General features: G+C 70.8%; 22 protein-coding genes and 1 pseudogene. 13 read left to right on the top strand and 10 right to left on the bottom strand.

The window, feature by feature from the left end; genetic code table 11:
- The first annotated feature begins 78 nt into the window (after positions 1-78).
- Positions 79-1,053, top strand: coding sequence for a GNAT family N-acetyltransferase (locus ACFZDE_RS04460; protein ID WP_391197489.1), 975 nt, complete (start codon positions 79-81; stop codon positions 1,051-1,053).
- A 78-nt stretch (positions 1,054-1,131) separates the two neighbouring features.
- Here the strand turns inward: ACFZDE_RS04460 and ACFZDE_RS04455 are convergent, their stop codons facing one another.
- Positions 1,132-1,854 (bottom strand): dienelactone hydrolase family protein, encoded by a 723-nt coding sequence (locus tag ACFZDE_RS04455; RefSeq protein WP_391197263.1) that lies wholly within the window; start codon positions 1,852-1,854, stop codon positions 1,132-1,134.
- A 277-nt stretch (positions 1,855-2,131) separates the two neighbouring features.
- Here ACFZDE_RS04455 and ACFZDE_RS04450 point away from each other — a divergent pair, with 277 nt between their 5' ends.
- Entirely contained in the window at positions 2,132-2,857 is a 726-nt protein-coding gene (locus ACFZDE_RS04450; RefSeq protein ID WP_391197262.1) for a beta-glucanase, read from the top strand.
- Between the two features lie 411 nt (positions 2,858-3,268).
- The gene (locus tag ACFZDE_RS04445; RefSeq protein ID WP_391197260.1) at positions 3,269-3,673 is read left to right on the top strand and encodes a DCC1-like thiol-disulfide oxidoreductase family protein; all 405 of its coding nucleotides are present in this window, start codon (positions 3,269-3,271) and stop codon (positions 3,671-3,673) included.
- Positions 3,674-3,707: 34 nt separating this feature from the next.
- Here ACFZDE_RS04445 and ACFZDE_RS04440 read toward each other — a convergent pair whose 3' ends face one another.
- Positions 3,708-4,652 carry a MerR family transcriptional regulator gene (locus tag ACFZDE_RS04440; RefSeq protein ID WP_391197486.1) on the bottom strand — a complete coding sequence of 315 codons (945 nt, stop codon included), beginning with the start codon at positions 4,650-4,652 and terminating at the stop codon, positions 3,708-3,710.
- Positions 4,653-4,777: 125 nt separating this feature from the next.
- Between ACFZDE_RS04440 and ACFZDE_RS04435 the strand changes: the two genes are divergently transcribed.
- A complete protein-coding gene (locus tag ACFZDE_RS04435) occupies positions 4,778-6,310 on the top strand; it encodes an alpha/beta fold hydrolase (protein WP_391197258.1) in 1,533 nt (510 codons plus the stop codon).
- Between the two features lie 119 nt (positions 6,311-6,429).
- Entirely contained in the window at positions 6,430-7,482 is a 1,053-nt protein-coding gene (locus ACFZDE_RS04430; protein WP_391197484.1) for a fatty acid desaturase, read from the top strand.
- Positions 7,483-7,490: 8 nt separating this feature from the next.
- On the opposite strand, the gene ACFZDE_RS04425 is transcribed toward ACFZDE_RS04430, so the two are convergent.
- The 3 genes from ACFZDE_RS04425 to ACFZDE_RS04415 form a co-directional block, all read right to left on the bottom strand.
- Positions 7,491-8,813 carry an aldehyde dehydrogenase family protein gene (locus ACFZDE_RS04425; protein WP_391197256.1) on the bottom strand — a complete coding sequence of 441 codons (1,323 nt, stop codon included), beginning with the start codon at positions 8,811-8,813 and terminating at the stop codon, positions 7,491-7,493.
- Positions 8,814-9,016: 203 nt separating this feature from the next.
- The gene (gap, locus tag ACFZDE_RS04420) at positions 9,017-10,015 is read right to left on the bottom strand and encodes a type I glyceraldehyde-3-phosphate dehydrogenase (RefSeq protein WP_391197254.1); all 999 of its coding nucleotides are present in this window, start codon (positions 10,013-10,015) and stop codon (positions 9,017-9,019) included.
- Between the two features lie 141 nt (positions 10,016-10,156).
- Complete coding sequence (locus ACFZDE_RS04415; protein ID WP_391197251.1) at positions 10,157-11,113, bottom strand: helix-turn-helix domain-containing protein; 957 nt, start codon at positions 11,111-11,113, stop codon at positions 10,157-10,159.
- A gap of 157 nt (positions 11,114-11,270) precedes the next feature.
- On the opposite strand from ACFZDE_RS04415, the gene ACFZDE_RS04410 reads away from it, so the two are divergent.
- Entirely contained in the window at positions 11,271-11,852 is a 582-nt protein-coding gene (locus ACFZDE_RS04410; protein ID WP_391197248.1) for a DUF6328 family protein, read from the top strand.
- Positions 11,853-11,881: 29 nt separating this feature from the next.
- Here ACFZDE_RS04410 and ACFZDE_RS04405 read toward each other — a convergent pair whose 3' ends face one another.
- From ACFZDE_RS04405 to ACFZDE_RS04395, 3 genes are read right to left on the bottom strand one after another with little or no spacing between them, the layout of a single operon-like run.
- Positions 11,882-14,146, bottom strand: a complete 2,265-nt coding sequence (locus tag ACFZDE_RS04405; protein WP_391197245.1) for a tetratricopeptide repeat protein — start codon at positions 14,144-14,146, stop codon at positions 11,882-11,884.
- Positions 14,113-14,727: an AAA family ATPase gene (locus tag ACFZDE_RS04400; protein WP_391197243.1), complete on the bottom strand. Its 615-nt coding sequence runs from the start codon at positions 14,725-14,727 to the stop codon at positions 14,113-14,115. The genes ACFZDE_RS04405 and ACFZDE_RS04400 overlap by 34 nt, the downstream gene beginning before the upstream one ends.
- Positions 14,714-15,247 (bottom strand): hypothetical protein, encoded by a 534-nt coding sequence (locus ACFZDE_RS04395; protein WP_391197241.1) that lies wholly within the window; start codon positions 15,245-15,247, stop codon positions 14,714-14,716. Before ACFZDE_RS04395 ends, ACFZDE_RS04400 begins: the two co-directional genes overlap by 14 nt.
- A 349-nt stretch (positions 15,248-15,596) precedes the next feature.
- Here ACFZDE_RS04395 and ACFZDE_RS04390 point away from each other — a divergent pair, with 349 nt between their 5' ends.
- From ACFZDE_RS04390 to ACFZDE_RS04380, 3 genes are all read left to right on the top strand, one after another.
- Positions 15,597-16,748 (top strand): trypsin-like serine protease, encoded by a 1,152-nt coding sequence (locus ACFZDE_RS04390; RefSeq protein ID WP_391197239.1) that lies wholly within the window; start codon positions 15,597-15,599, stop codon positions 16,746-16,748.
- A gap of 204 nt (positions 16,749-16,952) precedes the next feature.
- A complete protein-coding gene (locus ACFZDE_RS04385; RefSeq protein ID WP_390990009.1) occupies positions 16,953-17,324 on the top strand; it encodes a hypothetical protein in 372 nt (123 codons plus the stop codon).
- Positions 17,325-17,418: 94 nt separating this feature from the next.
- The gene (locus tag ACFZDE_RS04380) at positions 17,419-18,459 is read left to right on the top strand and encodes a vWA domain-containing protein (protein WP_391197237.1); all 1,041 of its coding nucleotides are present in this window, start codon (positions 17,419-17,421) and stop codon (positions 18,457-18,459) included.
- 37 nt (positions 18,460-18,496) lie between these two features.
- Here ACFZDE_RS04380 and ACFZDE_RS04375 read toward each other — a convergent pair whose 3' ends face one another.
- Both ACFZDE_RS04375 and ACFZDE_RS04370 read right to left on the bottom strand, forming a co-directional pair.
- Positions 18,497-19,561 carry a 3-hydroxyisobutyryl-CoA hydrolase gene (locus tag ACFZDE_RS04375; protein WP_391197236.1) on the bottom strand — a complete coding sequence of 355 codons (1,065 nt, stop codon included), beginning with the start codon at positions 19,559-19,561 and terminating at the stop codon, positions 18,497-18,499.
- On the bottom strand, positions 19,558-20,283 hold the full coding sequence (locus ACFZDE_RS04370) for a 2-phosphosulfolactate phosphatase (RefSeq protein WP_391197481.1): 726 nt from the start codon (positions 20,281-20,283) through the stop codon (positions 19,558-19,560). Before ACFZDE_RS04370 ends, ACFZDE_RS04375 begins: the two co-directional genes overlap by 4 nt.
- A gap of 139 nt (positions 20,284-20,422) precedes the next feature.
- Between ACFZDE_RS04370 and ACFZDE_RS04365 the strand changes: the two genes are divergently transcribed.
- From ACFZDE_RS04365 to ACFZDE_RS04350, 4 genes and pseudogenes are all read left to right on the top strand, one after another.
- Positions 20,423-20,845 carry a DUF350 domain-containing protein gene (locus tag ACFZDE_RS04365; RefSeq protein ID WP_390990017.1) on the top strand — a complete coding sequence of 141 codons (423 nt, stop codon included), beginning with the start codon at positions 20,423-20,425 and terminating at the stop codon, positions 20,843-20,845.
- A gap of 165 nt (positions 20,846-21,010) precedes the next feature.
- Positions 21,011-22,972, top strand: coding sequence for a protein-arginine deiminase family protein (locus tag ACFZDE_RS04360; RefSeq protein ID WP_391197479.1), 1,962 nt, complete (start codon positions 21,011-21,013; stop codon positions 22,970-22,972).
- A pseudogene (locus ACFZDE_RS04355) lies at positions 22,951-23,187 on the top strand (transcriptional regulator); the annotation flags it as partial. The gene ACFZDE_RS04360 and the pseudogene ACFZDE_RS04355, both read left to right, overlap by 22 nt.
- Positions 23,188-23,402: 215 nt before the next feature.
- Positions 23,403-24,206 carry a hypothetical protein gene (locus tag ACFZDE_RS04350; RefSeq protein ID WP_391197234.1) on the top strand — a complete coding sequence of 268 codons (804 nt, stop codon included), beginning with the start codon at positions 23,403-23,405 and terminating at the stop codon, positions 24,204-24,206.

The raw sequence follows: 24,206 nt of genomic DNA, 5'->3' as shown, positions 1-24,206 counted from the left end.
GTACCGCCGAAACCGTCGCTTCGCCCGTGGCGCGGGTCCGTGGTGCGATGGAGGAAGGGGGCGGAAAGGAGAGCGATCATGCCCGGAGCGAAGGGAAACGCGGGCGCCGCCTCGGTGTCGGTCCGTCCGCTGGTCGAGCCGGACCTGGAGCGGGCCGACGAGATCTTCAGGGTTGCCTTCGGAACCTTCCTCGGGGCGCCTGAGCCGGAGACGTTCTTCGGGACGGCCGACTACGTCCGCACCCGCTGGGCCGCCGATCCACGCGCGGCCTTCGCAGCGACCGTCGAGGGCGAGGTCGTCGGCTCGAACTTCGCCGCCGACTGGGGCAGCGTCGGGTTCTTCGGCCCGCTGACCGTACATCCGGAGCGGTGGGACCAGGGCATCGGCAGACGGCTCATGGAACCGGTCATGGCGTGCTTCGACACGTGGGAGAACCGCCACCTCGGCCTGTTCACCTTCTCGCACAGCCCCAAGCACGTCGAGGTCTACCGCCGGTACGGTTTCTGGCCCCGCTTCCTCACGGCCATCATGAAGAAGCAGGTCACAGAAGGGGTGACAGCCCCTGGCCGCGTGCTGTACGGCGAGCTGAACGACACCGAGCGGCCCGGCGCGCTGAGCCTCGGTCGGGCACTGACGGAGGCCGTGTACGAGGGCCTGAGTCTGGAGCGGGAGATCGTGGCCACACAGGCGCAGGGGCTCGGTGACACCGTCCTCCTCGACGGCGACGGCTCCGGCCTCGACGGTCTGGCCGTCTGCCATTGCGGCGCGGGGTCGGAGGCCGGTACGGACGTGTGCTTCGTCAAGTTCGGTGCCGTACGGCCCGGCCCGGGCGCCGGGGAACGGTTCGAGCGGCTGCTGGACGCGTGTGAGCAGCTGGCCGCCGAGAAGGGGCTGGGACAACTGGACGCCGGGGTGAACCTGGCGCGTCAGGACGCCTACCGGCGCATGATCGACCGCGGCTTCCGCACCTGGTTGCAGGGCGTGACCATGCACAAGCCCAACGAACCCGGCTACAGCCACCCGGACGCCTACGTGATCGACGACTGGCGCTGAGCCCCCGGCATCTCCGGCTCCGAGAGGTGGGAGAGGCGCTCGGTGCCGGAGATACGCGAGTGAGCGGGCGGGCCCGTCCTACTTCAGGTGCCGGTCCAGGAACCGGCATCCGTCCTCAAGCTCGAACCACGGCGTGCCGGTGTGCCCGCCGAGATTGGCGTGCAGTGTCTTCTCCCTGCTGCCGAAGGCGTCGAACAGGTCCAGGGCGCGTTGCCGCGGGTTGCCTTCGTCGTCCCACTGCAACAAGAACAGCAGCGGGATGGTGACCTGCCGGGCCTCCTCCCGCTGAGCACGGGGCACGAAGCCGCCTGCGAAGAAGCCCGCGGCCACGATGCGCGGTTCGGCCACCGCCAGCCGGATACCCAGGGCGGTCCACCCTCCGGAGTACCCGACCGGGCCTGCGGTTTCGGGCAGATCGAGGAGGGCGTCCAAGGTCGTCCGCCATTCCGGGACCGCCTTTTCGACCATGGGGCCGATCAGGGACTCGAAGATCTCATCGACCGGCTCACCGGCCCGCATCGCCTGCCGGAGGTCGGCTCGGGCCCGCTCCTCGGCAGCGGAGCGGGGACGGTCGCCGCACCCGGCGGCGTCGATGGTGGCCACCGCGTAGCCGCGCGCCGCGGTGTACCGGGCCCGGGCCACGAGCCGGGGGTCGGTCCTGGGCAGGCCGTTGTTGTGGGCCATGAGGACCAGCGGGGCCGGTGCGCTTCCGGGCGTCCACAGGGTGCCGGGGATCTCGCCGAGGGTGAATGCGCGCTCGAGGACACCGTCGTCGAGGCGCTGTTCTGAAGTGAAGTGCACGGTCGTGCCTTTCGGGAGGGCGCTGGTACGGCGCTCCCGGGACGACCTATCGCCCGACCGTGACCCCGCGGGGGAGCACCCATGTCGATACTGCGTTCACGGGTACCACCTCCTCGTTCTGTCGCACGGCCTTCGGGAGGCTAGCAGGGGCCGCCCCGGTTCGGCCAACGGGTTTTCGTGGCGACTCCGTGGTGCCGGCTTCACCTGAAAGGGTCAAGCAACGCGGTGGAACGCGGCCGAGACGCATACTCGGGCATGGACAGGTGAGACATTCCGCATGACCGAACCCTTACCGGACAGCCCGCTTCCCGCTCATGATGTACCGCTCTCCGCCCCGGTCGTCTTCAGGGCGGACTTCACCTCCACCACCCAATGGGTCGCGGGCCGTTCATGGGCCTATCCCGGTGGAGGCCCGGTCAATCCGCGCGATGACAAGCTCGACCACTTGGTCTCCGACGCCGCGTACAGCCGGACAGGCGTGTTCCGCGCCAGGCGGCGGCCGGACGGCCGCTGGAACAGCGGGTTGCTCACCACCGAGGGAAGCGAGGAGGGATTCACCGTCCGCACCGGGGACGTGCTGGAGGCCCGGGTCCGGCTGCCGAAGGAGATCGGGGCCTGGCCGGCGATCTGGACCTGGCGGGACGGCGACCAGGAGATCGACGTCTTCGAATACCACCCGGACAACCCGGACCTCCTCGAATTCACCAACCACGTGCGCCATGCGAACCGTTACCACCACGACGAGGCGATCCGACCGGGCGCACAGGTGAGTGTGCGTACCGTCTTCGGCTCCCGATCAGTGGAATGGTGGCTCAACGGCAGGCTGGTCTTCGCCGACGGACGCGGCGTGGGCCGCCACTGGCACGCCTACCTCATCGTCAACCTCTCCGTGTGCGCCGGGCGTTACCACCCACCGCCCCAGCCGGAAACGACCGAGATGTCCTACGAGGTGAGCCGTCTGGTCGTACGACGGCATGGACCGGCCGCGAGGACGGCGTTCTAGAACAACCGCTCCTGATGACCCCGTCGGACGGGGCGCGGAGAGGGTCTGTCCGTTCCCGCCGGGACCGGATCGTCGCCGAAGAGCGGCGCCGTACCGCACTCGTCCAGCTCGGCGGGAATCCGTCCGTCCACCTCCGGGCGGGGCGGCGCGTCACGGTCGAAGTCGTCCGGAGTCATGCACACCCAGTCGCGGCCGCCTTGTTCACCCACTCGCCGTCACCGCTCTCCCCCGGACCTTCCCCATCAGGCCTTCCCCGTCAGGCCTTCCCCGTCAGGCCTTCCCCGTCAGGCCTTCCTCAACAAGGCTTCCCAGGAACAAGTGTTGCCCATCCTTGATCAGTTTCACCATCGGGTCACCTGCCCGCCGCCCGGAGCCGGAGCGGATCCGCCCCTGGTGCGGCACGATGGAGGTGTGCGGATGCGACCGGTACTGATCTTCGACGGGGACTGCGGCTTCTGCACCACGTCGGTGGACCTCGTCCAGCGTCTGGTGCGGCCCCGGTGTGAGGCCGTGGCCTGGCAGCACGCTGACCTCGGATCGCTCGGCGTCGCAGAGGAGCGGGCCCGCCACGAGGCCCTGTGGGTGACACCGACAGGGCGGGTGTACGGCGGTGCGCAAGCCGTGGCGAAGGTCCTGCTGAGCGCGGGCGGCGTGTGGTCCGTCGTAGGAGCGGTCCTCACCCTGCCACCGGTGCGCTGGGTCGCCCACGGCGCGTACCGACTCGTGGCCGACAATCGCGGGCGGCTGCCGGGAGGGACGCCCGCGTGTGCGGTGCCTGATGCGCGAGTCGCCGCGCGTGGGGCGCGACAGCGATGACGCCGGGAGGAGCCGCCGGTCACCGATCCCTCTGTCAGGCCGCTGTTGCGTTCTCCCGTCGCAGTGCCGCGCGCAGCCAGTCGTCCGCTGAGCCGGGCGTCGGCTGCGGGCTGTCGCCCGGCGGAGTCCGGACGACGGCGGTGAGTTCCCAGTAGCGGTCCAGGCGCGGATCGGCCGTCAGGCGGGCGTCGAGCAGGCGGCGGAAATCGGGGGTGTCGCGGCTGCCGTAGGCGCTCGCGTAGGCCGCGACATAGGCGTCCAGGGCCTCGCCCGGACGCGGGTCGCGCGCCCTGCGCACCTGTGGGGCGGCGAGTTCGAACGCCTCCACCAGGCCCGCGTACAGCAGGGCGGCGCCGCCCGCGCCGGCCACCCGGTGCACTTGCGGCTGGGGCTGCCGGCTTCCCGGGCAGGGGGCCGTCGTCATGGCGTGGAGCTGGGCGAAGGCGAGCGCCTGGGACGGGTGCGGTGCGTCGGGCGGTTCGGGGACGGCGACCTCCAGGAACGCCGCTGTGGCCCGGCTCGGCATCCGCGGTGGCAGCCAGGCGCGCCAGAACCTGGCCAGGGGTGCGGTGCTCGGCGGGGTGTTCAGCGTGCCGAGCAGCCTCAGCCGGTCGGCGCGCTGGGCCGGTGGGCACTCGCGCACGAGTTGGAGTGCCGCTTCCCGCCAGCGCAGGGCCGTCAGCTCGCTGCCGAGTTCTCGCAGTCGGCTGTCGACGGCGTGCTCCAGGGCAGGACCGGCTGCGTCTTCGTCCTCAAGGACGCGGCGTATCTCGGGCAGAGGCAGGTCGAAGGTGCGCAGGGAACGGATCAGCTTCAGCCGTTCCAGTGCCTGAGGGCCGTAGCGGCGGTGTCCGCCGCTGCTGCGGGCGGCTTCGGGGAGCAGGCCCTGGTCGGAGTAGAAGCGGACGGTCTTCACCGTGGCACCGGCGCGCTCCGCGAGCTCTCCGATGCTCCACAACGGCTCGTGCGACGTCGACAGTTGAACCTCCCTTAAGGGGAGTTCCTACCGTACCGGTGCGCGGGGCACGGCAGCGGTCGTGGCCCCGCGGAGGGTGACGTACGCGACCGGCGCGGCGTCATGGTGACGAGTCCGGGGAGGCCGTTGTGCAGGTGTTCATCATGGTGGCGGGTGTGTTCACCGGAGCTCATGTCTGGCGGGAGACGGCCGAGCGGCTGGTCGCGGCGGGCGGTGCGGCGCACGCGGTTGCGCTGACGGGCATCGACCCGGCCGGGCCCGTGACGTCGGGGCCCGTCGGTCTGGAGACCCATGTCGAGGACGTGATCGCGGCGATCGACGCCGTGGACGCCGTGGAGGCGACGGCCGGACGGGAGATCGTGCTCGTCGGACACGACTACGGGATCCACCCGGTGCTCGGCGCCGCCGACCGGCGGGCGGAACGCGTCGCACGCGTCGTGTACCTGGACTGCGGGATGCCGCAGAACGGTGTTCCGCCGCTGGCCGCGGTACCGGACCAGGCTCTGCGCGCGCAGCTGGCCGAGCGTGCCGAGGCGGGTGAGCGCGAGGGTGTGCTGGAGCCGCCGGGCCTCGACGAGTGGGGACGCTGGGGCAGTACCGACGGTGTCGGCGAGGCGGCGTTGAAGCGGCTGACCGCTCTGGCGGCGCCGCAGCCGCTGGGCACCCTGTTTCAGCCGCTGCGGCTGGCCGGGGCGGTGACCGCGGTTCCCGTGACCGGTGTGCTGTGCGCGCGGAACGGTGCCCGTATCGACCTGGTGCAGAGGCTCGTGGACTTCGGTGACCCCGCGCTGGCCGCGCTCACCGACCCTCAGGTCTCCTTCTTCGAACTGCCCACCGGGCACTGGCCGATGCTGTCCTGCCCCGACGCACTGGCGGAGGTCCTGCTGCGGGCCGCGGCCGGTGAGGGGCACCGTCTGCGGCCGGCCGGGGACGGGGCGACGGCTCCCGCCCATCTGCGGCCGTTCCCGCTGGAGGTTCCCGAGGTGCCTCGCGACCGCCACGGTCAGGTCGACCTGTACGTTCCCGACGGTGACGGTCCGCGACCGGCCGTGGTCTTCGTGCACGGCGGGCCGGTGCCGGCCGGAGCACGGCCGAGCCCCCGTGAGTGGCCCACCCTGGTGGGGTATGCCCGCCTCGCGGCGGCCGAGGGTGTGGTCGGTGTGACACTCGACCACCGTCTGCACGACATCGCGGACTACGACCGGGCCGCCCGGGACGTCGCCGCCGCCGTGGACCTGGTGCGGTCCGACCCGCGGGTGGACGCCGACCGGATCGCCCTGTGGTTCTTCTCGGGCGGCGGCCTCCTCATCACGGACTGGCTGGCACGGCCACCCGCCTGGCTGCGCTGCCTGGCCGCCTCCTATCCCATCCTGGCCCCTCTCCCCGCCTGGGGAATGGCCGGCAGCCGCTTCCATCCCGCCAAGGCGGTCGACCAGGCCGGGCCGCTGCCCCTCGTCCTGCTGCGCGCCGGCCGCGAGTCACCCGAGATCGCGGCGACCGTCGACGCGTTCGTGAGCGCGGCCGGGGGGAGCACGGCGCGACTGGACTTGGTCGATGTCCCCAACGGCCACCATGGGTTCGAGACCATCGATCCTCCCGAGGAGACCCGTCCCGCCCTGCGGCGCGCGATGCGCTCGGTGGTCGCCCATGTGACCGGCTGACGCCCCGCCTGCGGTGTTCCCCCCAGCACATGGTGGCGCCAACTCCACCTCGGGCTGGGGGGTGCACGCCATTCTGCCGCCCCACGACGGTCTGAATACTGAGCTCCATGAGCAAATCCATGGCGCTTCCGGTGAATCCGTCGACGCGAGGAGAACGGCAAGGGGGAAACAGGGGAAGTGACTTCGCAGAATTGTCCCGGCGTATATCCGAAGCCGGGCTGCTGCGGCGGCGCCCTGTGTATTACACGGTGCGTTTCGGGCTGGTCGGTCTCGCTCTCGCGGGGTGCGTCGGCGCGTTCCTCGCCCTCGGGGACAGCTGGGGCCAGCTGTTCGTCGCCGTCGCCCTGGCCGTGGTCTTCGGCCAGCTCGGACTGGCTGCCCACGACCTCGCCCACCAGCAGGTCTTCTCCCGGCGGCGGCCCAGTGAGGCAGGGGGGCTGCTGGTCGCCGACCTGTTGCTGGGCATGAGCTACGGCTGGTGGATGAACAAGCACACGCGGCATCACGCGCATCCCAATCACGAGGGGAAGGACCCGGACGTCTCGCCGGACATTCTCGTCTGGTCGCGCGGGCAGGCGCGCCGGGCCCGGGGGCTGCCGCGTTTCGTCGGAAAGCATCAGGCAGCACTGTTCTTCCCGCTGCTGACTTTGGAGGGTTTGAATCTCAGTTTCAGCAGCTTCCGCGCACTGAAAAGCAGGGCGGTGAAGAGGCCCGTGCTGGAGGGCACGCTGCTCGTGGCTCACTTCGCCTTGTACTTCGGGGGCCTGTTCGCGGTCCTCTCCCCCGCCAAGGCGCTGCTCTTCCTGGCCGTCCACCAGGGCCTGTTCGGTATCTACCTCGGTTCGGTGTTCGCGCCCAACCACAAGGGGATGCCGATGATCGAGGAGGGGACCCGGCTGGACTTCCTGCGCCGCCAGGTCCTCACCTCGCGCAACGTTCAGGGCGGTCCACTGGTCGACGCCTTCATGGGCGGGCTCAACTACCAGATCGAGCACCACCTCTTCCCCAGCATGCCGACGCCCGCGCTCGCCAGGGCGCAGGTCATCACCGAGCGGTACTGCACCGAGCTGGGCATCCCGTACCACCGGACGGGGCTGCTCGCCTCGCACCGGGAGGCGCTGCGCCACCTGCGCAGCGTCGGTGAGCCGCTGCGGGCCCCGGCCGGGGGCTGACCTGGGCGTCAGTGCAGCGGCTTGTTCAGGACCGCCTTGCGGTGGCTGAAGGTCTCGATGGAGTAGCGGCCGTGATAGTTGCCCATGCCGCTCTCCCCCACCCCGCCGAACGGCAGGTCGGAGACGGTGAGATGGGCGAGGGGCAGGCCGTGACCGAGGCCGCCCGAGGAGGTCTCGGCGGCGAACCGGTGCCGTGTCTCGTCGGACTCGGTGAAGACGTACAGGGCGAGCGGCTTGTCCCGGTCGTTGATGAAGCCGATCGCCTCGTCGAGGCCGGGGACCGTCACGATCGGCAGGATGGGTCCGAAGATCTCCTCCCGCATGACGGGCGCGTCGGGGTCGACGTCGGCCAGGACGGTCGGCGCGAGGTACTTCGCCGTGCGGTCGCTACCGCCGCCCACGACGATGCGGCCGGAGTCGAGCAGGCCGGTGAGCCGGTCGAAGTGCCGTTCGTTGATGATCCGCCCGTACTCACCCGAGTGGGCCGGGTCGCTGCCGTACAGCGCCTTGACGGCGTCCGCGAGCAGCGGCTCCAGGGCTGCCGCGGTCTCCGGGTCGGTCAGGACGTAGTCGGGGGCGACACAGGTCTGTCCGGCGTTGAGGAACTTGCCGCGCGCCAGCCGGTCCGCGACGACGGCCAGGTCGGTGTCGCGGTCGACGAACGCCGGTGACTTGCCGCCGAGTTCAAGGGTGACCGGGGTGAGGTGCTCGGCGGCGGCGCGCATCACGATACGGCCGACCGTGCCGTTGCCGGTGTAGAAGATGTGGTCGAACCGCTCCGCCAGCAGGGCCGTGGTCTCGGGGACGCCGCCCTCCACGACGGCGACCGCGTCGGTGTCGAGGTACGCCGGCAGCAGTCGGGCCAGGGCGGCGGAGGTGGCCGGGGCCAGCTCGCTCGGCTTGGCGACCACCGCGTTGCCGGCGGCCAGGGCACCGACGACCGGGGCGAGCAGGAGCTGGGCCGGGTAGTTCCAGGGCGCGATGACGAGGACGACGCCGAGCGGGTCGTACTGCGTCCAGGCGGTCACGTCCTCGCCGAGGTGGGCCGGGGCCGGGACGGGCTCGGGGCGCAGCCAGTCCGCGAGGTGATCCAGGGTGTGGTCGATCTCGCGGACGGTGAAGTCGATCTCGGTGCGGTAGGCCTCGGTGGCGCTCTTGCCGAGGTCGGCGTGGAGGGCGACGGCCAGGTCCGCGCCGTTCTCCGTGAGCATGTCGCGCAGTCGGCGCAGCTGGTCCGTGCGCCACTCGACGGGCTTGGTCCGGCCGGTGCGGACGGTGGCGCGCAGCCGGGCGACGACGTCGGCGGGCTGCTCAGGGGCGGAGTGGTTCACGGGTTCCTCACAGAGTCACAGTCGGATGTATATACCAACCTTCTGACCGCGTCCCTGGATTCCATCGTTCCTGGACCGGATTCGTGCCGTGTGTCACAGCCGGCCGTGTCCCCGCCGCCGGTGCCGGAGGCAGAGCGCCCGGAGGGCGGGGACGTCGGCATCGCGCCGCTCGGCGCCCGGCCTGGCCGCGCTACGGCGTCCGCTCAGCCGGCGGCGAGGAGCTGCAGCGTGTCGATCACGCGGTGGGAGAAGCCCCACTCGTTGTCGTACCAGGCGACCACCTTCACGTGGTAGCCGTCGACGCGGGTGAGGGCCGAGTCGAAGACGGACGAGGCGGGATTGCCCACGATGTCCGAGGAGACCAGCGGGTCGTCGGAGTACTCGAGGACGCCGGCGAGCGGCCCCTCGGCCGCGGCACGGTAGGCGGCGAGCACGTCGTCGCGGGTCACGTCTCGGGCGACCGTAGTGTTGAGCTCGACGATCGAGCCCACCGGCACCGGGACGCGGATCGAGTCGCCCGACAGCTTGCCGTCCAGGCCGGGCAGGACCAGGCCGATCGCCTTGGCGGCGCCGGTCGTGGTCGGCACGATGTTCACGCCGGCGGCCCGGGCACGACGGGCGTCGCGGTGCGGTCCGTCCTGGAGGTTCTGCTCCTGCGTGTAGGCGTGCACGGTCGTCATGAATCCGTGCTCGATACCGGCGAGGTCGTCGAGCACCTTCGCCAGCGGGGCGAGCGCGTTGGTGGTGCAGGAGGCGTTGGAGACGATCGTGTGCAGGTCCGCGTCGTAGGCGTCGGTGTTGACCCCGTAGGCGAGGGTGACGTCGGCGCCGTCCGACGGGGCGCTGACCAGCACCTTGCGCGCGCCCGCGTCGAGGTGGGCGCGGGCGGCCTTGGCCGAGGTGAAGCGGCCGGTGGCCTCCAGGACGATGTCGACGCCGAGTTCGGCCCAGGGCAGCTGTGCGGGCTCGCGCTCGGCCAGCACCTTGATCCGGCGGCCGTCGACGACGAGCACATCCCCCTCCACGGTCACCGGGCGCCCGAGGCGGCCGGCCGTCGAGTCGTAGGCGAGCAGCCGGGCGAGCGTGACGGGCTCGGTCAGGTCGTTGACGGCGACGACCTCGAGGGCGCTGTCGCGCTCCAGCAGGGCGCGCAGCACGTTGCGTCCGATGCGGCCGAATCCGTTGATGGCGATGCGAGTCATGAGTGATGTCCCTTCGTTCTCACCACCAGGCTCGCTCGCCGCTCACGGTACCGAACAGTGGCGCGATCGCCACGGTTCAAAAGGATCCCGCCATGGTCTCGCCATGGTCCCGCCATGGGTCCGGCCCGGGTCGCGCCGTGGCTACTCGCCCCGCGTGAAGGTGCGCCGGTACTCGCTCGGCGTGGTGCCCAGGATGTGCTGGAAGTGCAGGCGCAGGTTCGCGCCGGTGCCGAGTCCGACGTCGGCGGCGATCTGTTCGACGCTGCGCTCGGAACGCTCCAGCAGTTCCCGGGCCCGGTCGATGCGGGCGCGCATCACCCACTGCATCGGTGTGTAGCCGGTCTCCTCGACGAAACGCCGGGAGAACGTGCGCGCCGAGACTCCGGCCTGGCGCGCCAGCAGGTCGAGGGAGAGGGGCTCGCCGAGCCGGTGCAGCGCCCACTCGCGGGTGGCGCCGAAGCGCTCGCCGAGCGGCTCGGGCACGCTGCGCGGCACGTACTGGGCCTGGCCGCCGCTGCGGTAGGGGGCCGCGACCAGCCGGCGGGCGGCGTGGTTGGAGGCGGCGACTCCGAGGTCGCCGCGCAGGATGTGCAGGCAGAGGTCGATGCCCGAGGCGGCGCCGGCCGAGGTGAGCACACTGCCCTCGTCGACGAACAGCACGTTCTCGTCGACCTGGACGTGCGGGTACCGGGCCGTGAGGGCGCGTGTGTAGTGCCAGTGCGTCGTGGCGCGCCTGCCGTCGAGGAGGCCCGTCGCGGCGAGCGCGAAGGCCCCGGTGGAGATGGCGGCCAGCCGCGCGCCGCGCGCGTGGGCGGCGATCAGCGCGTCGACGACGGGCGGCGGCGGGTCCTCGAGGTCCGGGTGCCGGTAGCCGGGGACGAAGACGATGTCGGCCCACTCCAGCGCGTCCAGGCCGTGGGCGACGTGGTAGGCGAGTCCGTCGCCGCCGGTCACGAGACCAGGTGTCGCCCCGCACACCCGCACCTCGTACGGCATGCTCGCGCGGGTCGTGAAGACCTGCGCGGGGATGCCGACATCGAGCGGTTTGGCACCTTCGAGCACGAGGACGGCGACGCGGTGGAGACGGGAGGACGGCACGGAACAGAGGCTACGTGCAGCGGGCCCCCGAAACGCCCACCGCCCGGGCCGGGCGAACCGCACCGCCCAAGCCCCTGGAACTGTTCCTCCGCCGCTGAACGCCTGCTTGAAGTGCGGGACGGCGGGCAAGCGGATGCTCTGGAGCAGGGAGGACGCCATGACCATGACGGAGCAGCCCGTCGAGCCGGGAGACAAGGGCAGCGTGGGCCGCGCGCGGCACGACGGGCCGGGTGCGAGAGCCGGCGCCGAGGAGCCCGAGACGCCGCGCGAGCGGGTCAACCGGCGCTGGAACGAGATCTTGCAGGAAACCCGGGTCACGCAGACGGGCGTGCAGATCCTCTTCGGATTTCTGCTCAGCGTGGCCTTCACCCCGCTGTTCAGGGAACTGGAGACGCTGGATCGCGCGATCTACGTCATAACCGTGGTGCTCGGGGCGGCGGCCACCGGGACGCTCATAGCGCCCGTCTCCATCCACCGGTTCCTGTCCGGTCAGCGCATGAAGGACGAGGTGGTCGAAGCCGCCGGGCGTCTGATGATGTGCGGCATGGTCCTGCTCGCTCTGACCATCGGCTGCACGCTCCTGCTGATCCTGCGTTTCGTCGTTCCCGGCATCCTCGCCGAGGTGCTCGTGGGCGGGGTCATGCTGTGGTTCGGGCTGTGCTGGTACGTACTGCCGCTGTACCTGCGACGCCGCGGGGAACGGCGCTCCAGCACGACGCATTCGGGCGCGGGTGCGTAAGGGCGTCCCCCCGCTCATCATGGGCGCCGTCAAGTGGTCCGTCGGCGCAGCCTGTTGCGCCAGTCGATGAACGCCTGGACGGGGTGGGCGTTGTGGAGCGACGCCTTCATCAGCTGCTTCAACACCTGCACGTAGTGCCCGGGAGCCTGGCTCTGCCCCTCGTCCACGAGCCTCAGTATGGTCCTGGTCAGGGTGGCCCATGCCCAGAAGGCGGCGATGACGTGCCCGGTACGCGCGTGCATGACCGTGAGGGCGACGAGGATCCTACCTTCCTCGCCGAGCGGGTTGTTCGGGGGCAGGTTGTCCAGGAGCCAGGTGTATCCGGTCTTGTTCCTGTCGGCTCGTGGTGCGTCCCGAACCGGTAGGCCGAGGTCACCCAGTGCTCTGCCTTCGCACCATGTGTCGTTCTGCTCACGGTAGATGCCGACCGCCCTGGCCCGCGCCGTGACCGCCTCCGTTCTGCGGCGTCCGTGTCTCAGCGTCGTGGACATGCGTTCCAGGGCCTCGGCCTCCCGGTGCCTTTCACCACGGGCCCGGGCCAGTTCGATCTCGCGTTCATGCACCTCGGCGGCCTCGGTGCAGCGCCCAGCCGTGCGCAGTGCGGTGCCGAGGTCGTTCAGCACCGTGAGCAGCAGGCGTTCCTCGTCACGCTCCTCGTGGATGGCCGCCGCCTCCCGATAGGCGGTGACGGCCTCCTCGTACCGGCCGAGCTGCTTCAGCTTGTTGCCCAGGGCGTAGAGCGCCACGGACTCCAGCGCACGGTCGCACACCTTGTGGCAGACGGCCACGAGCCGCTGGTAGTTGTCCACCGCCTCCTGCGCGCTCATGTCGCTCACCGACCACAGGTGCTGGAGTGCGATGGCCTGGTGGTGCTCGTCGCCGCGCTCCTGGTAGAGGACCAGGGCGCGGCGGAAGGTCTCGACGGCTTCGGCGGACCGCTTCATCGCGAACAGCGTGTCTCCGAGGCGCATGAGTTGCAGGCCCTCGGCATGCCAGTCCCCCGCCGCGGCGAAGTGCCCAACGGACTCGTGCAGGACGTCGAGGGCTTCGTCGTAGCGCTGTGTGCCGTTGAGCGTGTCGGCCAGACCCATGAGTGCCTTGCCGATGCAGTTCTGGTCGCCGAGTTCGCGGCTGAGAGTCAGGCCCTCGGTGTGGGCCTTCACGGCGTCCTCGTACCTCTCGGCGCGCTGCAGAGAGGTCCCGAGGCTGGTCAGCGCCGAGGCCTGTCGCATCCGGTCGCCGCGTGTCCGGCTGATGTCCAGGCTCATGGACGCGGCCTGCACCGCCTCCTCCACCCTGCCGCAGTCGGGGAGGACCTGGCTCAGGTGGTTCAGGGCGGTGGCCTCACAGCACGGGTGGCCGATCTCGCGGGCGCAGTCGACGGCGAGCTGGGCGACGGTCGCGGCGTCGGTGGCGTAGCTCCGTCGGCTGAGCAGGAACGGGCGCAACTGCTCCTGGAGGTCCAGTACCGCACGGGGATGTCCGGTGGCCGCGGCCCGGGCGATGAGTGCCAGCAGGTTGGCCCGTTCCCGCTCCAGCCACTGCACCGCGTGCGCGCGGTCCCTGAAGTCGTCCGGCAGGGGCCCGTCGTCGTAGGTGTGCAGGTGCGCGTTGGCGGCCTGCACGAGCTTCTGGCTGTGCTTCAGCAGCCGGGTGAAGGCGGCGCTGCGCCACTTGGCACTGTCGCCTTCGACCAGCTTGGCCGCGTAGACGCGCAGGAGGTCGTGCATCCGCCAGCGCCCCGAGCCCACCGGCTGCTCGGCCAGCAGCCCGGCCCGGGCGAGCGCGGCGAGGCCGTTCCGTGTCCGGGCACGCGGCTGTCCCCACAGCGCGGCCGCCGCGTCCGTGCTGGTGTGGGGGCCGGGATTCAGCGCGAACTGCCGGAACAGCTGGCGGTGGTGCGCAAGCAACTGCTGGTAGGAGAGGTGGAACGCCGCCTGGACCGCTGTGGTGTGCCCGCCGTCCTCGTAGCGCAGGACGTCCAGGCGGGTGTGAGCGTCTGCGAGTTCGGTGACGAGGTCCACGACGGACCGGCCGGGGTCGGTGGCGAGCAGGGAAGCGGCGATCTGCAGGGCGAGCGGGTGATGGCCGCAGTGCCCGGCGAGTTCGGCGATCGCGTCGGTCTCCGTCAGCCGTGGATCGTCGGGCCGGGCATGTTCCAGCGCCTCGGCGATCAGGTCGGCGGCGCCGCGCGGCTCCAGTTCGTCCAGGCTGACCAGCCGAGCCTGGAACGAGGGGCCGGTGAGCAGGTGGCGCGAGGTCACCAGCAGGCGGTGGGTGGAGCGGGCGGGCACGAGGCGTTCGATCTGCGCCTCTCCTGCGTCGGCCCGCTCCCGGCCGGCTTGGCACTGGACGCGTCGTCGGCGATCAGCAGTACGGACCTGCCCTCGTCGGCGAGCCGGTTGAGCGCGGCCTGGCACAGGCCCGTCTGCTCGTCCGCGGTCATCGCGTCGTCCACACGCAGGGCCCGCGCCAGCGTGGCGATGGCCTCCTCCGCGGCGACCGGACCGGCCGGGTCGTGGCCCCGCAGATGGAGGAAGAGGGCACCGCCGGGGAACCACCCTCGTGCCACGGCCTGATGGGCGACATGGAGGGCCAGGGCGGTCTTGCCGATGCCGGGAAGTCCGGACAGCACCGAGACGACGGGGGTGGCGGGCGCCCGCGTCGAGGGGGCGAGCAGTCCCAGTACGGCTTCGGCTTCTTTCTCCCGGCCCGCCAGATGGGCCGGTTCCGCGGGGAGGCGCAGCATCGGCATCGGGTCGGCGGGACTCGACGCGCAGACCGTGTTGCCGTCACCGCTGACCTGGATGACATGGCCGTGTCCGGATGCCGAGGCGGCCTGGGACCGCGCGGCCCTGCGCCTACCGATCCCCATGGACGGGACCCGCCTCCCCATGGACCGGACCCGCCTCCCCATGGACGGGACCCGTCTCCCCATGGGAGGGACCCGTCGTGCTGTCGTTCCCGCCGACCTGGGTGATGCCGGCCCGGCCCGATGCCCTCGCGCGCTGCGTCACGCTGCCGGGGCGCTCCTCGGGACCGTCGTCGCCTCCGGGGCGTCGGCTCCGGCTTCGGTGCCCCGCCACCTGGGTGACACCGGCATCGTCCGACGCCGTCGCACTTTGCCGCACCCGGGCTTCGGGCCGGGGCGAGCGTGAGGTCTCCGGGGTGCGCTGGTCCGTGGCATCGGTGCGCCCCCTGTCCCCCGCCCACCAGGCCGCCGCCGCTCCGACCAGCGTGGTCACCGTCGCCGCGAACGTCGTCGCCACCAGCCACCGGTCGGCCTCCGCTCTGGGCAGGAAACCGACGGGTGCGGCCCGGGCCGCCCACAGACAGACCACGAACGAACCCGCCCCCGCGAACACCGTGACGGCCCAACGCCTTGCGCGCTGCATGCGTCCCCCCTTGTCTCGACGCGTGATGCCAGAGGTACAGACCGAAACAGGTCGCCCGGAGCAAAACGTGGAAAGCAGGGACAGATGCTCGCGCTTCGGCTATCGCATCGAACGAGGTGTCAACCCGGGCAGAGCTGCGGCCCGCGGGCAGATCCGGGTGGGCCTGGCCGCGGACAGATTCAGGTGGATCCCAATCCCCTGCGGTGGCACGTCACTTGCGGACCGATGCCCACGCGCACAGGCATAGACCTTTCCATGATCACGGGCTAGGCTCTGCCGCGCGTATCCGAGAGCGCTCTCAAGCTCTGCTGTTCCACCCCACCCTGCTGGAACAACGAAGGGGCATCCCTTGAGACGCACCACCATCCTGCGCACCGGACTGTCCGCACTGCTCCTGCTCGGCACCTGGGCGACCGCCGGCACCCTGCCGGCGTCCGCGGCCGACACTCCCCCGCGCTCCTCCGAAGCACCGGCCTCCCCGGCCCTCCTCTCCGCGATGCAGCGCGACTTGGGGCTGAGCCGGGGCGAGGCCCTGGCACGCCTGGCCGCGGAGAGGACCGCGACGTCCGTCGAGCCCAAGGCGCGCAGCGCCGCCGGTTCGGCGTACGCCGGCTCCTGGTACGACGCCGACAGCGGGAAACTCACCGTCGCCGTGACCCGGGCCGGGCAGGCCGACGCGGTACGGGCGACCGGCGCGGCCGTGCGGCACGCGCGGTTCAGCGCGCGGCAGCTCGACGCGGCGAAGAAGAGCATCGACGCGCTGTCCGCACCCGCCGGAGTCGCGAGCTGGCACGTGGATCCCGAGGCCAACAAGGTCGTCGTGGACGTCGTCGCCGCGCACCGGGACGACAACGATGTCCGGGCCTTCCTCACCCGGGCCCGCGAGGCCGGTCCGGTCGCGGTGCGGGAGACTTCCGCCGCACCGCGCACCTTCGCGGCCGGCACCGTGGGAGGCGACCCCTACTACACCGGCAACGTCCGCTGCTCCATCGGCTTCTCCGTGCACGGCGGCTTCGTCACCGCAGGGCACTGCGGCTCGCCGGGTGCGGCGGTGTACGGCTGGGACCGGTCGTACGTCGGCACCTTCCAGGGGTCGTCGTTCCCGGGCAACGACTACGCCTGGGTGAGCGTGGGCAGCGGCTGGTGGACCGTGCCGGTCGTGCTCGGCTGGGGCACGGTTCCCGACCAGCTCGTGCGGGGCTCGGCCGAAGCGCCGGTGGGCGCCTCCGTGTGCCGTTCCGGTTCCACCACGCACTGGCACTGCGGCACCGTGCTGGCGAAGAACGAGACGGTGAACTACAGCCAGGGCGCCGTCCACCAGATGACGAAGACGAGTGTCTGCGCCGAGCCCGGTGACTCGGGCGGTTCCTTCATCAGCGGCGACCAGGCCCAGGGCGTCACCTCCGGCGGCTGGGGCAACTGCCGCGGCGGCGGGGAGACCTGGCACCAGCCCGTCAACGAGATCCTGAACCGCTACGGGCTGCGGCTGCACACGGCCTGACCACTGATCAGGCACGGAGCGGGTTGAGCGGGCACCGTTCGCCACTGCGGCCGACGGTGTCCGCTCGGACGCCCGCTGGATGCCAGGCTCGGGGCGTCCCTTCGGGTCGAACGGGTCAGGCAGGGTCGGTCCGGCGGGTGGGAGCGCGATTGCCGCGCGCGCCGCGTCGGTGCTGAACGGGTCATTCCGTGGTGCAGTCAGGGCATGGCATCTCCCTCCACGGACGGTGAAGGCTCCCCTCTGCCTGTCCAGCGTGAACGTCCTTCCCGGCTGGTCGACATCGGCGTCGCCCTGCTGCTCCTCGTCGCCGACGCGGTCATCGTCGTCGTCGGCGCGGTGCTGCTCCTCGCGGTCGGCCTGGGCACCGCCCCCGCGCCGCATTCCTCTCGCCCTGAGCAGTCGCGCGACACCCCTGTCCTGGCGTGGTTCGTCATCTGGGGCGTGCCGGTCGTGGCGGCGGTCGGCGCCTTCGTGCACGCCCGGCTGCGGATGCCCGTGACGGCTGTCGTGCAGGGCCTGTTCACTCTCGTCTGCGGGCTCCTGGCCGTCGCCTGGACGCGCATGCTGCTGTCGTGAGGCTGTGCGGCCGGAGGCCGGCGCCGGACCAAGATCGATTGTCAGTGGTGGGTGAGAGGATCGGAGCATCTCGTCGGAACAAGGGGGAGCTGTGATGTCCGGAACCCAGAATTACATCAACCACGTTGCTCTAGTGCTGGATGCGAGCTCGTCGATGTCGCATCTGAGCCGGAAAGTCGTCGAGGTCGCCGACCAGCAGATCGCCTATCTCGCGCGCCGTTCCAGGGAATTGGACCAGGAAACCCGTGTCACGGTGTACGTCTTCGCCGACAAGGTGGAGTGCGTCATCTACGACAAGGACGTACTGCGTATGCCGTCACTGAAGCAGCTCTACCGAACCGGTGGAATGACGGCCCTGCTGGCGGCCGCGCTGAAGTCGCAGCACGAGCTGGCTCAGACGGCCCAGCTGTACGGCGACCACAGTTTCCTGACGTTCGTGCTCACCGACGGGCAGGAGAACGCGAGCCACCGCTGCCCGGACGCCCCCGCCAGGAATCCACGTCAACTGGTGCAGGCCGTCGCCGAGATGATCGAGCGGCAGCAGGACAACTGGACGCTGGCCGTGCTGGTGCCCGACCAGATGGGCAAGCGGGAGGCCATGCAGTGCGGCTTCCCCAAGGACAACATCGCCATCTGGGACGCCACCAGCACACAGGGCCTGGAGGAGGCCGGGCAGGTCATCCAGCAGGCCACCGAGAACTTCATGATGGGCCGCACCCAGGGCATCCGGGGCTCGCGGGCGGTGTTCTCCACCGGGGCGGAAGCGGTCAACAAGGACACCATCGAGGCAGCCGGTCTCACCCCGGTCGATCCGTCGAAGTACCAGTTGATCCCAGTGGCCCGCGATGCCGGTATCAAGGAGTGGGTCGTCGAATGCGGACACACCTACCGGACCGGTGGGGCGTTCTATGAACTCAGCAAGTCGGAAAAGGTCCAGGCACGAAAGCAGATAGCGGTGCTGGAAAAGAAGACGGACCGCGTCTATACGGGCCCCCAGGCCCGATCCCTTCTCGGCCTGCCCGACACGGAAGTCCGCGTCAAGCCGGACCACAACGACGACTTCACCATTTTCGTGCAGAGCACCAGCGTCAACCGGAAACTCGTTGCCCACACGCGGCTGCTGCTCATGCTCTGATGGCCGTTTCGAGGCACCGTCGGCGAGTCATGTTCCTTCAGCGCGTGGCAGGCGACAGACCCAGTTCCCGCTCTCCGAGGGGGGTGAAGAAGCGTTCGACATCGGCGTCGGTGACCTCGCCCAGGGCCGCCGGTGACCAGCGCGGCCTGCGGTCCTTGTCGACGACCTGGGCGCGGATGCCCTCGACCAGGTCGAGTGTGCCCAGGGCGGCGCAGGAGACGCGGTACTCCTGGTTCAGGACGAGCTCCAGCGTGCCGAGCTTCCGGGCGCGGCGCAGGGAGGCGAGGGTGACCTTCAGGGCGGTCGGTGACTTGGCGAGCAGGGTCTCCGCGGCGTCCTTCGCGGCGGGGTCATCGTGCGCGAGCAGCCGGCGCACGATCTCCTCGACGGTGTCGGCGGCGTAGCAGGAGTCGATCCAGTCGCGCCGGGCGGCCAGGGCGCCCTCCTCGGGGGTCCGCAGGCAGCCCGACAGGGCCTCCTCCACGGGCGATTCGGCAAGGGCGTCCAGGAGATCCGGCAGCAGGTCCGTCGGCACGTAGTGGTCGGCGAGCCCGCACAGCAGCGCGTCGGCGGCGCCGATCTGCGCACCCGTCAGGGCGAGGTGGGTGCCCAGCTCGCCGGGGGCAGCGGCGAGCAGGTGGGTGCCGCCCACGTCCGGCACGAAGCCGATGCCGGTCTCCGGCATGGCGACCCGGGACCGCTCGGTGACGACCCGCACACTGCCGTGCGCGGAGACACCGACACCGCCGCCCATCACGATGCCGTCCATCACGGCGACGTACGGCTTCGTATAGCGGGCGATGCGGGCGTTGAGGCGGTACTCGTCGCGCCAGAACGCGGCGGAGCCCGTGCCGTCACCGTCACGGGCGTCGTCGTGGATGGCCCGGATGTCGCCGCCTGCGCACAGTCCGCGCTCCCCTGCCCCGGTGATCACGACGGTCTCCACGGCCGGGTCCCGTTCCCAGGCGGTGAGCGCCGCGTCGACGCGGCGGACCATGGTGTGGGTGAGGGCGTTGAGAGCCCGAGGCCGGTTGAGCGTGATCCGGGCGGCGCGCCCGTGGGTGTGGAAGAGGACGGGGTCGTGTTCCTCGGGTCGACTCATCGGAGTTCCTCCCCGGGGCCTGCGGCGGGTTCGCGAGCGGGTTGAGCGGCTTCGTACGTGGGACGGAGCACCATGAGGGTGTCCTCCAGGGCCGCGACCATGGCGAAGGGGAACCGGTCGAGTTCGAGGCAGAGGGCGACGTCGTCGGGGTGGACTCCCTGACGTACGCATTCCGTCAGCTCGGCGGCGGCGCGCGACTCTGCGGCGCGGCGCAGGAAGTCCGCCGGATCCGTTCGGGGCTCGGTGGCCCTTCGGGCGATGTACTCGGCGCACGCCCGGTCCTCGTCGGCCTGCCCGTCCTCGCCCGTCACCAGGAACGTGACGGTGTCGCCCGTGCGGGTGCGCAGCAGCCGAGCTGTTGCGTCGGCAACGACGAAACCGGCGCACAGCACGAGTGAGGCCTCCTTGACCGCCAGGGCTCCGACGGTTCCTGCCGTGGTCTTCTGCACCACGGTCCGGCCGGTGAGGTCGAGCCAGCGAAGCTTGCCCGGCGAGTTGACCGTGTCGAACCCGGGCGCGGGGGGTCCGTCCTTGAGAGCGACCCAGTCCGGGTGCTCGGCCTTGAGAGTCAGGGCTTCGTCCAGCGACTCGGCGAGCACGATCTTCTCCGCGCCCTGGCCGAAGGCCCAGGCGGCGACCGTGAAAGCACGCATGACGTCGATCACGACCGCCACGGCGGGGGTTTCGGTCACCTCGGTGATGCCGAGGAAGCGGGCGTCCATGCCCTCATGATCGCGCATGCGCCGGAGTAGTCCCTCGTGGGGGCCGGGCGCCGTTCGGCGGGCCGAGCGTGTGCGCTAGATTTTGCCTCTCTTTGACCGCGATCACTCATGATCTCTACGCTTCGGAGTTGCCAACCCCATGAGCGACATCGTCAACGGACTCGGGCGGGCCACCGCATACGGCGGTCTGGGGCTGGTTCTGCTGCTCCTCGGTATCGTCCTGGTCGACGTGCTGACGCCCGGAAAGCTCGGTCGGCAGATCTGGGAGCAGCGCAATCGCAACGCCGCCGCGGTCCTCAGTTCCGCGCTGCTCGGCATCGGCGGCATCGTGTTCACGTCCATATGGACGACGTACGAGGACTTCGGCAAGGGGCTGGTCTCGACCGCGGCGTTCGGGCTGCTCGGACTGGTGATGATGGCGGTGGCGTTCCTGGTGGTGGACCTGGTCACGCCCGGGCGTCTTGGGGCGACGCTGGTCGAGGAGGAGCCGCATCCCGCGGTCTGGGTGACGGCCTCCTGCAACCTCGCGGTGTCCGCCATCATCTCGGCGTCCATCGCCTGACGGGCCGGCAGGCCATACCCGCGGACGACTCGGCCACGTGCCTGTCCGCGACATCGTGGGAAGCAACTCTCACCGCACAGTGAACGCACAGCCACCATCCTTCCTCTTGCAGGGCGTAGCCCCCCCCCCAACTGAGAGGAACGTGCTGTGCGTTCACCCAGACGTATGCGGTCGCGCCTGTATCCGGCCGGGTCGGTGGTCCTGGCCATGGCTGCCGCCGGGTCGGTGCTGGCCGGACCGGCCGGCTCCGCCTTCGCCGCCGACACCGACGGACGCGCGGATCTGCGGGCGGACGTCAACCGCGACGGACGGATCGATCTCACCGGTGGCAGCGACACCACCGGCGAGGACGGCTGGTCCGTCCGGCGCGGGGCCGTGTTCCTTCCCAACATCGACGACGACACCAAGCGGTGTCCGGTGGCCGGGCCCGGTGGCGCACCGCTGTCCGATGCCAAGCTCGCCGCTTGCAACGACGGCACGGACACGAAGGTCAACGGCAGCGCGGACGCCGCCGACCTCGCCCGGATCCGTTCCGTGCCCCTTCCGGACGTCCCCGCGAACGCCAAGGGCAGCCTGAAGATCACCACGGGTGGTGCGAAGGCGCGCCTCTTCCTCAAGCGTGCCGGGAAGTGGACCCTCGTGACGTCCGCGACCAGGTTGAGCGCCGCCGAGCTGCGTGCGGGTGCGGAGTTCGGCGTCGAGGCCACCGATGTCGTCCGGGACACCGCGAAGTGGGACGGACGTGCCGTGGTCCGGCTGACGGTGACGTCCGGACGGAAGTCCACCACGGACGCGGTGACCCTGCGCGTCGCCCCGCTGCTGACTCAGCACCACCTGCAGAACACGCAGCAGGTGATGGTGTCCAAGGTGCAGGGCGAGGGCCCGGACAGCCGTCTTCAGCGGGAGTTCGTCACCGCCCTCGGCAAAGAGGTCAAGAAGGCGGGGATCACCACGCCGCTGATCACCTTCGAGAAGTACGCCGACCGCTGGGCGCAGGACTTCGTCGAGCCGGCGTACGTGAGCATGACCGGGCCGGGCGGGCGACGGCACGTGATGCGTGTGATGCTGCGTTCCGCGCAGCCGGACCGGGACGCGGGCCGGGAACTGTTCGAGCGGGTGCGCGGCCGGGACATCGGCGTCGTGCAGGTGAAGGACCCCTCGGAGCCCGCCGACTGGTCGCTCGACTCCATGGGGAACCTGGAGACCATCCCGCCCTACGCGCACGGCGGTCGTTCCTTCCCGGCCGGGCGGATCATCATGGGCGAACGTAAGGACAGCGGGGCGCGCCCCTCGAAGGTGATGCGGACTCTGCTCAAGTCGCAGGGGATGCAGGACCCGTTGCTGCTGGACACCTCGTGGCTGAGCGTGGGACATGTGGACGAGTTCGTGCAGTTCCTGCCCGCCGACACCCCGCGCGGCTGGCGCATCGGGGTCGCCGATCCGCAGGCGGGGCTCAGGCTGCTGCGAGACGCCAAGGGTGCGGGCCACGGCAGGACGAAGATGTTCTCCGTCCCGGGCCGCAGTGGCAGTCCCGCACCCAAGGAGACCATCGACCAGGCCCTCGCCTCCCGCCACCTGGTGGCCGACAACGAGATGGCGGCCCGGCGCATCGCTGCCAACCTGGAGATCCTCAAGCGGGAGACCGGGGTCACCGACGAGGAGATCGTGCGGGTGCCCGCGCTGTACACCCGGGGCTCGGAGGCTCTGAGCGCCGAGGGGCAGGAGATTGCCGTACCCCGTCTGACGCGCATGGGCGCAGGTTCCGGCCTCGTGGACCGCCTCGGGGACCATGGCCAGCAGAAGTGGCTCGCCGAGAACCCGTCCTCGCGGGCGGCGGCCGCGGCGACGGTGACGACAGGTGCGTACGTTCCCGGTGCGGTCAACGGTCTGCTCCTGGGACGCGACCGCTACCTCGCGCCACGCCAGTGGGGTCCCGTGGTCAACGGCAAGGACCTCTTCACCGAAGCCGTCACCGCCGTCTATCAGCGGGTCGGCATGAAGGTGTCGTACATCGACGACTGGTACACGTACCACCTCGGCATGGGTGAGGTGCACTGCGGCACCAACACCCTGCGCGACGCGACGGCCGCGTGGTGGCAGGGCCCGGTGGTGAACCGCACCTCGTAGACAGCCCGGATCTCGTCGGTGAACTGTCCACCCGCAGAGAGGAGTTCGGCATCCGCTGGGGCGCGCGTCCGGAGCTGGCCGCCGATCCCGGACCGACCATGACCGTCTACGCCGCCGAGCCCGGCTCACCGTCCGAACAGGCCTTGCACCTGCTCGCTTCCTGGGCCGCCACCGGCTCCGCTGCCCATGGGCAACAGAGCCCTTCCTCGTCCACATCGGCACAGCCCGAGCATTCCGGCACCGCTGACCGGGCCTTGCTCTCCCGCGAGGAAAGGCGGTGCTCGACGGGAACAACCTGCCGCGTCGGTCCGTACCATGCCTACACCGAGGCAACATGCGGCACATGAGGCGTCCGACCTGGACGCCGGACCTGGCTTCCGGACAGGCATCGTCCGCAGGGCGCCTCCAACGCCCAGGAAAGGCAAGCAGCATGTCCGAGACGACAACTCCGGCCACCGAACTGGCATCTCAGTACATCGCCCAGGTGACCGGCGACCTCGACGCGAACGTCAAGGAACAGGAACGGGTCAGTGCGGAGATCGCGTCGCTGCAGGAGCAGCTTGCCGCGCTGCAGCGCGATCACAATGTGCTGGTGAGCATGCACCAGGCGCTCGGCATCACGGCACCGCCGACCGAGTCCGCCTCCGACTCCGGCTCCGACTCCGACTCCGACTCCGCGAGTGCCGTGGTGCCCTCTCCGCGGCGGAAGAAGGACGGCGCCGCGGCCGGCGGGAAGCAGAAGGCACGCAAGTCCACCGCCGCGCCGGCGAAGCGGACGGCCCGGAAGTCCGCGGCGAAGACGACAGGCAGCGCCAAGTCAGCAGCCACCGGTGCGTCAACGGGGACCAGCGAGACTGCGGGTGCCGGCAAGGCCGCGGCTACCACCAAGGCCGCGGGCACCACCAAGGCCGCGGGTACCACCAAGGCCGCGGGTACCACAAAGAAGGCGGGCGGTGCCAAGTCCGGCGAGCCCACCCTCGTCGAGCTCATTCGCCGCCACCTGGCGGAGCAGAAGGAACCGCGCTCCGCCGCGGAGGTCTCCACCGCGCTCGGCGAGGCTCACCCCCACCGGGGCATCGCGGCCAAGGTCGTGCGTGTGACGCTCGAGGGACTCGTCGCCAAGAGCGAGGCCGAGCGTTCGAAGCAGGGCAGGTCCGTCTTCTACACCGCGCCCTCCGCCACGTCGGCGGCCGCGCCGGGGGCCGAGGCACGGACCGAGGGCTCCGGCAGCTGA

The organism is Streptomyces sp. NPDC007929 (assembly GCF_042959065.1).
Classification (GTDB): domain Bacteria; phylum Actinomycetota; class Actinomycetes; order Streptomycetales; family Streptomycetaceae; genus Streptomyces.
This window is presented reverse-complemented; position numbering and strand designations above follow the sequence as displayed.